The organism is Pseudomonas sp. P5_B2, assembly GCF_056400445.1.
Genome location: NZ_JBFULH010000094.1, coordinates 1 through 13,075 on the forward strand (window position 1 = coordinate 1; position 13,075 = coordinate 13,075).

General features: G+C 59.8%; 11 protein-coding genes. 3 read left to right on the plus strand and 8 right to left on the minus strand.

Features of this window, described 5'->3' with window-relative positions; genetic code table 11:
* Positions 1 to 166: 166 nt before the first annotated feature.
* Genes ccoP through ccoN form a run of 4 tightly spaced genes read right to left on the minus strand, consistent with a single transcriptional unit; the run spans position 167 to position 3,364 of the window.
* Positions 167 to 1,123 carry a cytochrome-c oxidase, cbb3-type subunit III gene (ccoP, locus tag AC1DRJ_RS11020; protein ID WP_477802159.1) on the minus strand — a complete coding sequence of 319 codons (957 nt, stop codon included), beginning with the start codon at positions 1,121 to 1,123 and terminating at the stop codon, positions 167 to 169.
* On the minus strand, positions 1,120 to 1,317 hold the full coding sequence (locus tag AC1DRJ_RS11025; RefSeq protein ID WP_477802160.1) for a cbb3-type cytochrome oxidase subunit 3: 198 nt from the start codon (positions 1,315 to 1,317) through the stop codon (positions 1,120 to 1,122). The genes ccoP and AC1DRJ_RS11025 overlap by 4 nt, the downstream gene beginning before the upstream one ends.
* 3 nt (positions 1,318 to 1,320) lie before the next feature.
* Positions 1,321 to 1,929 (minus strand): cytochrome-c oxidase, cbb3-type subunit II, encoded by a 609-nt coding sequence (gene ccoO, locus AC1DRJ_RS11030; protein ID WP_150778731.1) that lies wholly within the window; start codon positions 1,927 to 1,929, stop codon positions 1,321 to 1,323.
* A gap of 10 nt (positions 1,930 to 1,939) precedes the next feature.
* Positions 1,940 to 3,364: a cytochrome-c oxidase, cbb3-type subunit I gene (gene ccoN / locus AC1DRJ_RS11035; protein WP_477802161.1), complete on the minus strand. Its 1,425-nt coding sequence runs from the start codon at positions 3,362 to 3,364 to the stop codon at positions 1,940 to 1,942.
* Between the two features lie 111 nt (positions 3,365 to 3,475).
* Between ccoN and AC1DRJ_RS11040 the strand changes: the two genes are divergently transcribed.
* Positions 3,476 to 4,153, plus strand: a complete 678-nt coding sequence (locus tag AC1DRJ_RS11040) for an alpha/beta family hydrolase (RefSeq protein WP_477802162.1) — start codon at positions 3,476 to 3,478, stop codon at positions 4,151 to 4,153.
* 136 nt (positions 4,154 to 4,289) lie between these two features.
* Here the strand turns inward: AC1DRJ_RS11040 and AC1DRJ_RS11045 are convergent, their stop codons facing one another.
* The 3 genes from AC1DRJ_RS11045 to acnA all read right to left on the minus strand — a co-directional run bounded on the left by AC1DRJ_RS11045 (position 4,290) and on the right by acnA (position 9,767).
* Entirely contained in the window at positions 4,290 to 5,855 is a 1,566-nt protein-coding gene (locus tag AC1DRJ_RS11045; RefSeq protein ID WP_477802163.1) for a methyl-accepting chemotaxis protein, read from the minus strand.
* 104 nt (positions 5,856 to 5,959) lie between these two features.
* A complete protein-coding gene (locus tag AC1DRJ_RS11050) occupies positions 5,960 to 6,751 on the minus strand; it encodes a lysostaphin resistance A-like protein (RefSeq protein WP_477802164.1) in 792 nt (263 codons plus the stop codon).
* Positions 6,752 to 7,025: 274 nt separating this feature from the next.
* Entirely contained in the window at positions 7,026 to 9,767 is a 2,742-nt protein-coding gene (gene acnA / locus AC1DRJ_RS11055) for an aconitate hydratase AcnA (RefSeq protein WP_477802165.1), read from the minus strand.
* Positions 9,768 to 9,989: 222 nt separating this feature from the next.
* Here acnA and rlmM point away from each other — a divergent pair, with 222 nt between their 5' ends.
* A complete protein-coding gene (gene rlmM / locus AC1DRJ_RS11060; protein ID WP_477802166.1) occupies positions 9,990 to 11,063 on the plus strand; it encodes a 23S rRNA (cytidine(2498)-2'-O)-methyltransferase RlmM in 1,074 nt (357 codons plus the stop codon).
* A 185-nt stretch (positions 11,064 to 11,248) separates the two neighbouring features.
* Positions 11,249 to 11,500, plus strand: a complete 252-nt coding sequence (gene tusA, locus AC1DRJ_RS11065; RefSeq protein WP_477802167.1) for a sulfurtransferase TusA — start codon at positions 11,249 to 11,251, stop codon at positions 11,498 to 11,500.
* Here the strand turns inward: tusA and AC1DRJ_RS11070 are convergent.
* Complete coding sequence (locus tag AC1DRJ_RS11070; protein WP_477802168.1) at positions 11,497 to 12,906, minus strand: MATE family efflux transporter; 1,410 nt, start codon at positions 12,904 to 12,906, stop codon at positions 11,497 to 11,499. The two genes, tusA and AC1DRJ_RS11070, sit on opposite strands and share 4 nt — an antisense overlap.
* Between the last annotated feature and the right edge of the window lie 169 nt (positions 12,907 to 13,075).

The window sequence follows — 13,075 nt, forward strand, 5'->3', positions numbered from 1 at the left end:
GCTCATGCCAGTCCGCATCGAGCAAGCTTAGACCCGAATCTGGTGAACCGAAAGAAAGAGCAAGGGAGGGTGCGACAATGGGTCGCAAAGGGGCAGCGGCAAGCTTCAAGCTGCAAGCTGCAAGAGGGAATCTCGTCGCTTGCAGCTTTTGCTTTTGCTTTTGCCTTTACTTGCTGCTTGTAGCTTGCTGCTTGTCGCTCAACTGCTCATCACCTTTCGACAGGCTGTACACGTAAGCCGCGAGCAGCTGCACTTTGTCGTTGCCGAGCAATTCATTCTGCGCCGGCATATGGCCCTGGCGACCATGGCGGATGGTCTGCTGCAGTTGCGCCAGGCTCGTACCGTAAATAAAACCGGCCGGGTGCGTCAGATTCGGCGCGCCCATGGCTTCAGTGCCCTGGCCGTTTGCCCCATGACAGGCTGCGCAGGTGGTGTTGAACGCTTGTTGTCCGGCTTGCAGGTCGGTGCCGCTGTCGGCAGGCAACGGCAGGCCGGCCAGGTCATGGCGCACGTACGCCGCGACATTTTTCACGCCGGCCTCACCGAGGATTTCACCCCAGGCCGGCATCGCCGCCATGCGACCGCTCATGATCGTGGTTTTGATCATCTGGGCGTCACCGCCCCAGCGCCAATTGCTGTCCGCCAGATTCGGGAAGCCAAACGCGCCCTTGGCATCCGAGCCGTGGCAGACCGAACAGTTGGACGCAAACAGCCGGCCCCCCATTTTCAACGCTTGCGGGTCCTTCGCTACTTCTTCTACTGGCATCGCCGCAAATTTGGCGAAGATCGGCCCAAACTTGGCGTCGGCCTTTTCCATCTCCTTTTCCCATTCATGGGCGCCGGTCCAGCCGTTTTCATAGCCTGGCAAAATGCCTTTCCAGTTGCCCAGGCCCGGATAAAGGATCAGATAACCTGCGCCAAACACTAGCGTGCCGATAAACAGCAGGAACCACCAACGCGGCAACGGGTTGTCGTACTCCTCGATGCCGTCGAAGCTGTGGCCCATGGTCTGGTCGACGCTGCCCTTGGTTTCGCCCTTACGGGTGGTGATCAGCAGCCAGGTCAGGAAGATCAGGCTGCCAATGGTCAGTACGCAGATCCACGTACTCCAGAAGGTGGTCATGGCCGGGTACTCCTTGTTGCAGGTTCTTGGGTGGTGTCGGGTTGGGGCTCGTCGGCGAATGGCAACAGGCGCGCTTCGGCGAATTCCGGCGTGCGCTTGCTGTTGAACACCCACAGCGTCAGGCCGACGAAGGCCACAAACACCACGACCGTGCCCAGGCCGCGGATCATTCCACTGCTTATTTCAACGATCATGGCTCACCTCTTGCTCTTGATGGCAGTGCCAAGCACTTGCAGGTAGGCGACCAAGGCGTCCATTTCGGTTTTGCCCTTGAGCGAGGCGACTGCACCGGCGATGTCGTCCTCGGTGTATGGCACGCCAAGGGTGCGCATGGCGCGGATCTTGGTTTCGGTGTGGCTGCTGTCGAGCGGGTTGGCCACCAACCATGGGTAGGCAGGCATTTTCGATTCCGGCACCACGTTGCGCGGGTTGTACAAATGCGCGCGGTGCCAGTCTTCCGAATAGCGACCGCCGACCCGTGCCAGATCTGGCCCGGTACGTTTCGAGCCCCACAGGAACGGGTGATCCCAGACGCTTTCCCCGGCGACCGAGTAGTGGCCGTAGCGTTCGGTCTCGGCACGGAATGGACGGATCATTTGCGAGTGGCAACCGACGCAGCCTTCGCGGATGTAAATGTCGCGACCTTCCAGTTGCAGCGCGGTGTAGGGCTTCATGCCTTCCACCGGTTTGTTGGTCACGTCCTGAAAGAACAGCGGGACGATCTGGGTCAGGCCACCGATGCTCACGGCCAGCACCATCAACAGCAACAACAGGCCGACGTTTTTTTCGATTGATTCGTGTTTCATGGCGGACTCCTCAAGCCATCTGCGCGGCAGCGGCGATGTCGGCAGGCTGCGAGGCCTGCACGGTGCGCCAGGTGTTGTAAGCCATCAGGAACATCCCGCTGAGGAAGATCGCCCCACCCACCAGCCGCACGATGAAGCCTGGGTGGCTGGCCACCAGGGTTTCGACGAAGGAGTAGGTCAGCGTGCCGTCTGCGTTGACCGCACGCCACATCAGGCCCTGGGCGATGCCGTTGACCCACATGGACGCGATGTACAGCACGGTGCCGATGGTCGCGAGCCAGAAGTGCGCGTTGATCAGGCCGACGCTGTACATCTGCTCGCGGCCAAAGACTTTCGGGATCATGTGATACAGCGCGCCGATGGAAATCATCGCCACCCAGCCGAGTGCCCCTGCGTGAACGTGGCCGATGGTCCAGTCGGTGTAGTGGGAGAGGGCGTTGACCGTTTTGATGGCCATCATCGGGCCTTCGAAGGTCGACATGCCGTAGAACGCAAGCGATACCACGAGGAAGCGCAGGATCGGGTCGCTGCGCAACTTATGCCAGGCGCCCGAGAGCGTCATCATGCCGTTGATCATCCCGCCCCAGCTTGGTGCCAGCAGGATCAAGGACATCACCATGCCCAGCGACTGTGCCCAGTCCGGCAGCGCGGTGTAGTGCAAGTGGTGCGGACCGGCCCAGATGTACAGGGTGATCAGCGCCCAGAAGTGCACGATGGACAGGCGATAGGAATACACCGGCCGCTCGGCTTGCTTGGGCACGAAGTAGTACATCATCCCGAGGAAACCGGCGGTGAGGAAAAAGCCCACGGCGTTGTGGCCGTACCACCACTGCACCATGGCATCGGTTGCCCCGGCATACACCGAGTAGGACTTGGTGAAACTAACCGGCAGCTCAATGTTGTTGACGATGTGCAGAATCGCCACGGTGACGATGAACGCACCGAAGAACCAGTTGCCGACATAGATGTGTTTGGTCTTGCGTTGCATGATCGTGCCGAAAAACACGATGGCGTAGGCAACCCAGACGATGGTGATCAGAATGTCTATCGGCCACTCCAGCTCGGCGTACTCCTTGGAACTGGTGTAACCCAGGGGCAAGGTGATGGCCGCCAACAGGATCACCAGTTGCCAGCCCCAGAAACAGAATGCGGCGATTTTTGGTGCAAACAGTTGGGTTTGACAGGTGCGTTGCACCGAATAAAACGAACTGGCGAACAGGGCACAACCGCCGAACGCGAAGATCACGGCGTTGGTGTGCAAGGGGCGCAACCGCCCGAAACTGGTCCACGGCAAATTGAAGTTGAGTTCGGGCCAGACCAACTGGGCCGCGAGAAAAACCCCGAGCCCCATACCGACGATGCCCCACACCACCGTCATAATGGCGAATTGGCGGACCACCTTGTAGTTGTAGGCGGTACTGATAGAAGTGTTCATGGTTCCCCATCCACGGTTCAGCCGAAGTGAAGGCCCGCCTTTGCGAGTAAGTCGCGCAAGGCAGACGCTTCCTTCGCCTGGAGTTATTGGCAGACTAAAAGCGAGACAAGCATGGACAAACAGCACAAGGCCAGTATTGACGGGGATCAATGGGCGCAGTGCGTGCGGGATCACGGATGGCTGTGGAATGCAGCCTCGGCGCCAGCTTCGGCGACACTGATCCTCGCCCACGGCGCCGGCGCGCCGATGGACAGTGGCTGGATGAACGACATGGCTGCACGCCTTGCCGATCAAGGCGTCAACGTGGTGCGCTTCGAGTTTGCGTACATGGCGCAACGGCGCGTCGATGGGGGTAAACGCCCACCCAATCCAGCCCCGAAACTGCTGGAATGCTGGCGAGAGGTGTATGCCCAGGTGCGACGCCATGTCAATGGGCCTCTGGCCGTCGGTGGCAAGTCCATGGGCGGACGGATGGCGAGTTTGTTGGCGGATGAGTTGGGCGCTGATGCGCTGGTATGTCTGGGGTATCCGTTTTATGCCGTCGGCAAACCGCAAAAACCTCGGGTTGAGCATCTGGCCGGGCTGAAGACGCGGACGTTGATTGTYCAGGGTGAGCGCGATGCATTGGGCAATCGTGAGGCGGTCGAGGCTTACACCTTGTCACCGAGTATCGAGGTGTTCTGGTTGGTGGCGGGGGATCATGATTTGAAGCCGCTGAAGGCTTCGGGGTTTACGCATGAGCAGCATCTGGCGGCTGCGGCGCAGAAGGTTGCTTCATTCGTTCAGTGAGTTTTGCAGTGCCTGTCCCGACCTGACAGGCAACATGACTTTCAGATCGGCAACAAAAAACCCGGAAGCTTTCGCTGTCCGGGTGATCGTTCCCACGCTCTGCGTGGGAATGAAGCCGGGGACGCTCTGCGTCCCATCAGCGGTTAAACCGCTCCACCAACGAATACTGGGTATTCGCGGTCTTCGTCAGTTCTTCACTCAACAACGCCGAATGATGGGCCTGTTCCGACGTCAGATCCGCCAAATGCGAGATGTTGCTGATGTTGCGGCTGATTTCCTCGGCCACTGCACTTTGCTCTTYGGTCGCCGCCGCTATCTGTGTGGTCATGTCGGTGATGTTGGCCACCGCTTCGCTGATTCCCACCAGCGCCTGATCCGCTTCCAGTACCCGCGCCACGCCTTCTTCTGCCTGACGATGCCCGGCTTCCATGGTTTGTACCGCGGTGCTCGCTGTTTGCTGCAGTTTGGCGATCAGGGCATGGATCTGCCCGGTGGATTCGCTGGTGCGTTGCGCCAGTTGGCGAACTTCGTCTGCCACCACCGCAAAGCCACGGCCCATCTCACCGGCACGGGCCGCTTCGATGGCGGCGTTCAAGGCCAGCAAGTTGGTCTGGTCGGCGATGCCTTTGATCACATCGACCACGCCGCCGATTTCGTCGCTGTCCTTGGCCAGTTGGGTCACGGTCTGGYCGGTTTCACCCACCACCACCGACAGACGCTGAATGGCGTCGCGGGTTTCCCCGGCGATATCACGACCGCGACCGGTCAGACGGTTGGCTTCCTGGGTGGCGTCGGCGGTGCGTTGTACGTGGCTGGCGACTTCCTGAGTGGTCGCGGCCATCTGGTTGACGGCTGTGGCTACTTGTTCGGTTTCGACGCGCTGACGTTCCAGGCCGCTGGAACTGTTGTGCGCCAGGGCGTCGGACTGCTTCGCTTGCTCGCTCAGGTGCTCGGCGGTGTCCTGCAGGCGGGTCAGGCAGGTTTTCAGGCGGGCTTCCTGGCTAAGGATCGACATTTCCAGTTGCGCCTGCGCGCCACGGCTGTCGGTGTACATCTGCGCGATCAGCGGGTCGGACGTGGTTTGTTCGGCCAGGCGCAGCAGGCGCTTGAGCCCGCGTTGTTGCCAGCTCAAGCCCATCAGGCCCAACGGCACCGACAGGCCGGCGGCCAGGGCAAAGCCCCATTGGGACGATAGCGAAGCACCGACCATGAAACTCACCTGACTGACCAAAATGAACGGCAGCCAGTCTTGAAGCACCGGCAACCATTTATCAGTCGATGGAATGGCGGACTTGCCTTGGTTGATGCGTTGGTAAAGTGCTTCGGCACGCTGAATCTGTTCGGCGGTGGGTTTGATTCGCACCGACTCGTAACCGATCACCTGGTTGCCATCGAAAACCGGTGTCACGTAGGCGTTCACCCAATAATGATCACCGTTTTTGCAGCGATTCTTGACGATGCCCATCCATGGCAAGCCTTGTTTCAGCATGCCCCACATATGCGCGAACACCGCCACCGGGACGTCGGGGTGACGGACCAGGTTATGCGGTGCACGGATCAGTTCCTCACGAGAAAAACCGCTGATCTCGACAAACGCGTCGTTGCAGTAGGTGATCACGCCCTTGGCGTCGGTGGTGGAAATCAACCGTTGCTGAGCCGGGAAGGTTCGTTCGCGCTGGGTGATGGGCTGGTTGTTACGCATGGCTATTTCTATCCGCAGGGCTTTGAAAGGTTCTCGGCGGCTTYAGGCATTAGTTGAAATTATTTTTCAATAATCAGCAGTGCATCACAAAACGAACAGGGCCGTTAGCGCGCGAGCATCGGATAAGTGAACAACGCGAAGTGCAACAGATTCAGGCCGAAGTGGGTGGCGATGGCCGCCGCCAAACCGCCGAAGCGATAGGCCAGTCCATAGCCGGCACCGGCCAGGCTTGCCAACAATACCCATTCCCAGCCCGCACCCCAATGGGCCAGCCCGAACAGGAGCGAAGCGATCAGCAGGGCAAGGTATTCGCCATAGGCCAGGTGTTGGAAGCGCCGGGTCAGGCCTCCTTGCAGGTAGCCGCGAAACAGGGCCTCTTCTACTAATGTCACCAGCAGCAGATTGTTGTTTATCCACAGCCACGACTGCTCCGGCCATTTTGGTGACCACTCGACGATCCCCAGCAGCCAGGCTCCGCCGAGCGTGGTGAGCGCCGTCAGGCTGATGGCCAGTGCGATGGTTTTTAATGTCTGTGTCAACGAACGGGGGGCGGCGATCCAAGGGCAAACGAGTAGCAGCCAGAAACCTATCAACGGTTTGTCGAGGTTGAGGTTCATCGAGAACGGCACGGCGTCCTCGGTAAATCGCTCGTTGTCGATCATCCTGGCGTTGTAAAACCCCGGCCACCAATGAAGTGCCAAAGCGAGTGCCAAGAGGATGAACAGGATATGACCGACATAGCGGCCGTAGCGGTAGTGGTGTTGCCGTACGGCAAGACCCGCAAGCAGCAGCAGGATGATTGCAATGCTCGCCTGTGCCGTCAGTTGCCCGTAGCTGATTGCCAGGACATAGCCGGCGGAGAGCAGGGTCAGGTACGGCCAGGGCAGTACGAGCATGGGTCATCCTTGTTGACTGGCGAGGCCACCTTGTGCTGAGCATTTAGACAGAAATGCCCGTGAGTCAGCAATGAAGGATCTGACTTTTTACTCTTATGGTTGTTGTAACTTTTATCAATGGTTGGGTTGAGCATTTCAGGATTGAAAAATCCATACTCACCATGATTTTGTGGACGATAAAAAACCCGTAGGAGCCGGCTTGCCGGCAAAGGGGTCCTCATTGCCGCTGCACGTCGCGCGGCCGCCTTCGCTGGCAAGTCAGCTCCTACAAGTGTCAGGACGCAATCAGCTGCCGCAACACGTAATGCAGGATCCCGCCTGACTTGAAGTATTCCACTTCATTGAGCGTATCGATCCGGCACAACACCTCGATTTTCTCGCGGTTGCCATCTGCACGAGTGATGGCCAGCGTCAGGTTCATCCGTGGCTTCAGCTCAACGCCGGTCAAGCCGAGGATGTCCAGCGTTTCCTTGCCGGTCAAGTTCAGGCTTTTGCGGTTCTGATCCAGTTTGAACTGCAGCGGCAACACGCCCATGCCGACCAGATTCGAGCGGTGAATCCGTTCGAAGCTTTCGGCGATGACGGCTTTCACGCCCAGCAAATTGGTGCCCTTGGCCGCCCAATCACGGCTTGATCCGGTGCCGTATTCCTGGCCGGCGATTACTACCAGCGGTGTGCCCGATGTTTGATAACGCATGGCGGCGTCGTAGATCGGCATTTTCTCCATAGTGGGAATATAGAAGGTGTTGCCGCCTTCTTCGCCGCCGAGCATTTCGTTGCGGATTCGGATATTGGCAAAGGTGCCGCGCATCATCACTTCATGGTTGCCACGACGTGAGCCGTAGGAGTTGAAGTCGCGCGGTTCCACCCCTTTGTCGCGCAAGTACTGGCCGGCCGGGCTGTCGACCTTGATGTTGCCGGCGGGGGAGATGTGGTCGGTGGTCACCGAGTCGCCCAGCAGCGCTAGCACCCTGGCCCCGACGACGTCCTTGACCACGGGGGGCGGACCGCCGATGTCATCGAAGAACGGCGGGTGCTGGATGTAGGTCGAATCGTCTTGCCATACATAAGTCGCCGCTTGCGGCACCTGGATAGCCTGCCATTGTTCGTCGCCGACAAACACTTCGGCGTATTCCTTGTGGAACATCGCGGTGTTGACCTGACTCACCGAGTCGGCGATTTCCTTGCTGCTCGGCCAGATGTCGCGCAAGTACACCGGGTTGCCCTCCTTGTCGTTGCCCAGAGGTTCACTGCTGATGTCGATGCGCACCGTGCCCGCCAGCGCATAGGCGACAACCAGGGGCGGGGAGGCCAGCCAGTTGGTTTTCACCAGCGGATGCACACGGCCTTCAAAATTGCGGTTGCCCGACAAGACCGAGGCAACGGTCAGGTCGGCGGCCTGGATGGCTTTTTCGATGGGTTCCGGCAAAGGCCCGGAGTTGCCGATGCAGGTGGTGCAGCCGTAGCCGACCAAGGCAAAGCCGAGTTCATCAAGGTACTGAGTCAATCCGGCCGCCTTGTAATAGTCGGTCACTACTTTCGAACCGGGTGCCAGCGACGTCTTGACCCAAGGTTTGCGTTTCAGGCCTTTCTCTACAGCCTTTTTCGCCACCAGCCCCGCCGCCATCATCACGCTCGGGTTGGAGGTGTTGGTGCAGGATGTGATAGCGGCAATCACCACTGCGCCGTTTTTCAGGCGATAGGTCTGGCCGCCATGTTCGTAGTCTGCTTCACCGGCCAGATCGGCATTGCCCACCGCGACACCGCCGCCACCCTCGCTTTCGAGGCGGCCTTCTTCCTTGCTGGTGGGTTTGAATTGCAAGTCGATGAAGTCAGAGAACGCCTGCGCGACATTGGGCAGGGAAACGCGATCCTGTGGGCGTTTTGGGCCCGCGAGGCTGGCTTCGACGCTGGTCATGTCCAGTGCGAGGCTGTCGGTAAACACCGGTTCCTTGCCCGGCAAGCGCCACAGACCCTGGGCTTTGGTATAGGCCTCGACCAGTTTCACCACTTCGACCGGCCGGCCGGACAGGCGCAAATACTCCAGCGTCACGTCGTCCACCGGGAAGAAGCCGCAGGTGGCGCCGTATTCCGGGGCCATGTTGGCGATGGTCGCGCGGTCAGCCAGCGGCAGGTCGGCGAGGCCGTCGCCGTAGAACTCGACGAATTTACCGACCACGCCTTTCTTGCGCAGCATTTGCGTGACAGTCAGCACGAGGTCGGTGGCGGTGATGCCTTCCTTGAGTTTGCCGGTGAGTTTGAAGCCGATCACTTCAGGGATCAGCATCGACACCGGCTGACCGAGCATCGCCGCTTCCGCTTCGATCCCGCCGACACCCCAGCCGAGCACGCCAAGGCCGTTGATCATGGTGGTGTGGGAGTCGGTGCCGACCAGAGTGTCGGGAAACGCATAAGTGCGGCCATCCTCGTCTTTGGTCCAGACCGTGCGGCCCAGGTATTCAAGGTTGACCTGATGGCAAATCCCGGTACCCGGCGGCACGACGCTGAAGTTATGGAAGGCGTTCTGGCCCCAGCGCAAGAACGCGTAACGCTCACCGTTGCGCTGCATTTCGATGTCGACGTTCTGCTCAAAAGCCTGGCTGCTGGCGAATTTGTCGACCATCACCGAATGGTCGATCACTAAATCCACCGGGGAGAGCGGGTTGATACGTTGCGGGTCACCACCGGCCTTGGCCATGGCGGCACGCATGGCGGCCAGGTCGACCACGGCAGGAACGCCGGTAAAGTCCTGCATTAATACGCGAGCGGGGCGGTACTGAATCTCTCGGTCGGAGCGACGCTCCTTGAGCCACGCGGCAATCGCCTTGAGGTCGGCGCCGGTAACGGTTTTTTCGTCTTCCCAGCGCAGCAGGTTTTCCAGCAGCACTTTCAACGACATGGGCAATAGGTCGAGATCACCGAGGCTCTTGGCGGCGTCGGGCAGACTGAAATAGTGGTAGGTCTTGTCGTCGACTTGCAGGGTTTTAAGGGTTTTCAGGCTATCGAGGGACGGCATTGAAATGACTCCTTTTGGTCCGCACGGCTACGGACTGGCGGGACAGACAGAGCATTTAACCTAGCTCTGTTTGGGCGTTAAGGCTAATAACTGGACTCTATGGTTAAGTCCAGCGTGGCGAACTCGGCTATCATGCGCCGGTTTTCGTGACAGGCTTTGCTTCAACGCAAGTCTGGGCATCGCGCAGTGGTTGAATGTCTCGCCATCTGCCCAGGAGTAAAAATGAATACCCTCTTTATGCACTGCCGGCCAGGCTTCGAAGGCGAAGTCTGTTCCGAGATAGCCGAACACGCCGCACGCCTGAACGTCGCCGGTTATGCCAAGGCCAAAACTGCCAGCGCCTGTGCTGAATTCATCTGCACCGAAGAAGACGGCGCCGAGCGCCTGATGCGTGGGCAGCGTTTCGCCGACCTGATCTTCCCGCGCCAATGGGCGCGCGGGATCTTCATCGATCTGCCGGAAACCGACCGCATCAGTGTGATCCTCGCGCACATGGCGGACTTTCCGCTGTGCGGCAGCCTGTGGCTGGAGATGGTCGACACCAACGATGGCAAGGAACTGTCGAACTTCTGCAAGAAGTTTGAAGGTCACCTGCGCAAGGCGCTGATGGCCGCCGGCAAACTGGTTGAAGATGCGCACAAGCCGCGTCTGCTGCTGACCTTCAAGAGCGGTCGTGAAGTGTTCATGGGCCTGGCCGAGTCGAATAACTCGGCGATGTGGCCCATGGGCATTCCCCGCCTCAAGTTCCCGCRTGAGGCGCCAAGCCGCTCGACGCTTAAACTGGAAGAGGCATGGCATCACTTCATCCCGCGTGATCAGTGGGACGAGCGTCTGCACAGTGACATGACCGGCGTTGACCTGGGCGCTGCACCCGGCGGCTGGACCTGGCAATTGGTCAATCGCGGCATGCTGGTGACTGCCATCGACAACGGCCCGATGGCCGAAAGCCTGATGGACACGGGTTTGGTGCAACACTTGATGGCTGACGGTTTTACCTTCAAGCCCCGGCAGCCAGTGGACTGGATGGTCTGCGACATCGTCGAGAAGCCAGCGCGTAACGCTGCAATGCTGGAGGAGTGGATTGGCGAGGGCCATTGCCGAGAAGCCGTGGTCAACCTCAAACTGCCGATGAAACAGCGTTACGCCGAAGTGAAGCGTTTGCTGGAACGTATCGCCGATGGCTTCAAGGAGCGTGGCATTCGGGTTGAGATCGGCTGCAAGCAGCTGTATCACGACCGGGAAGAAGTGACGTGCCACCTGCGCCGACTGGACGTGAAAAAACCGAAATCCCGCTGACTTGCGCGGACCAATGTTACTGATCGTTCCCACGCTCTGCGTGGGAATGCATCCCGYGACGCTCCGCGTCACATCCAAAGGCGGAACGCGGAGCGTCCCCGGCGGCATTCCCACGCAGAGCGTGGGAACGATCAGCCACAGTTGAACGAACACCCGGCATCGCCGGCCAGTTTCAGGAGTTAATCATGAGTGAAATGCTTGATACGCCGGTAGRCGGCACCCTCGACGCCACCGGCCTGAACTGCCCGGAACCGGTCATGATGCTGCACCAGCACATCCGTGATCTGGTACCCGGCGGCCTGCTCAAGGTGATCGCGACCGACCCGTCGACCCGTCGCGACATTCCCAAGTTCTGCGTGTTTCTTGACCACGAACTGGTGGCGCAGCACGAAGAGGCGGGCACCTACCTGTACTGGATCCGCAAGAAACTCGTTTAACCGGCCGAATGACTGATGCGGATCTGCTTGCGTGCACTGCGTGCCAGGCGGATCGACAGCATCAGCGCCGCGCAGCTCAAGCCTACGATCAAGCCTTGCCACAGCCCGCTCGGGCCACTTGGCGCGCCGAACCATTCGGTCAGGCCCAACGCGTAACCCACCGGCAAACCAATCCCCCAGTAGGCGAACAGTGTCAGGATCATCGTCACTCGTGTGTCCTGGTAACCGCGCAATGCACCGGCCGCCGTCACCTGAATCGCATCGGAAAACTGGAACAGCGCCGAGTACACGATCAGCATCGCGGCCACTCGAATCACCGTCGGGTCAGCGGTGTAGATCGCGGCAATGTGCTCGCGCAGCACCAGCATCATGCTCGCGGAAATGCAGGCATAAGCCAGTGCCGTCCCCATGCCGACACCGGCGGCAAATCGTGCCTCGCGTGGCTCCTGACGACCGAGTGCCTGGCCGACTCGCACGGTCACGGCCATGCCGAGGGAGTAAGGGATCATGAACACCAGCGAACTGAAGTTCAGGGCAATCTGGTGTCCGGCCACTACGTTGGCACCGAGGCTGCCGATCAACAGGGCGATCACCGCAAAGATGCTCGACTCGGCGAACACTGCGATGCCGATTGGCAGGCCGATGCCCAGCAAACGTTTGATCACCGACCACTGTGGCCAGTCAAAACGGCTGAACAACTGGCTCGATTGGTAAGCCGGCGCCCAGCGTTCCCAGCCGGCCATGCCCAATGCCATCACCCACATCACTATCGCCGTGGCCCAGCCGCAGCCGACACCGCCCATGGCGGGTACGCCGAAGTGGCCATAGATGAAGATGTAATTCAACGGGATGTTCAGCGCCAGCCCGAACAGGCCAAGCACCATCGCCGGACGGGTACGGCCCAGGCCATCGCTGAAACAGCGCAACACATGGTAGAAGGCGACGGCGGGCAAGCCGCTGGCGATGCCGTGCAGGTATTGCATGCACGGGCCGATCAATTCCGGATCGACGTTCATGAAGTGCAGGATTGGCTCGGCGCTAAACAGCATGCCGGTCGCCATCAACCCCACCACCAGGGCCAGCCACAGTGCCTGACGCACTATCGGGCCGATTTCACTGTGGGTGCCGGCGCCAAAACGCTGGGCGACTTTTGGCGTGGTGGCCAGCAAGGTGCCGGTCATCAGCAGAAATACCGGCACCCAGATGGAGTTGCCCAGTGCGACCGCCGCCAGATCGCGAGGCCCGACCCGGCCCGCCATCACCGCATCGACGAAGCCCATGGCGGTAGTGGCCAGTTGCGCGATCATGATTGGCAGCGCCAAGGTGAGCAGGTTTTTCAGCTCAAGGCGCACCCGGGCCGGGCGGGTGAGGGTGGTAGCGGTGGGGCGTTGAGTCACGGAATTCAAAGGCGAAACGTCCAAAGGTGTTAATGCGCAAGGCGACGCATTCTACGCGCTGACGCACTGGTCAGGAAAAGTCCTGTGTTAGGGATTTGTAACCGTATTCCGAACGTTGCGAGATCCCCTGTAGCAGCTGGCGAAGCCTGCGTCCGGCTGCGTAGCTGTCGATTAATTC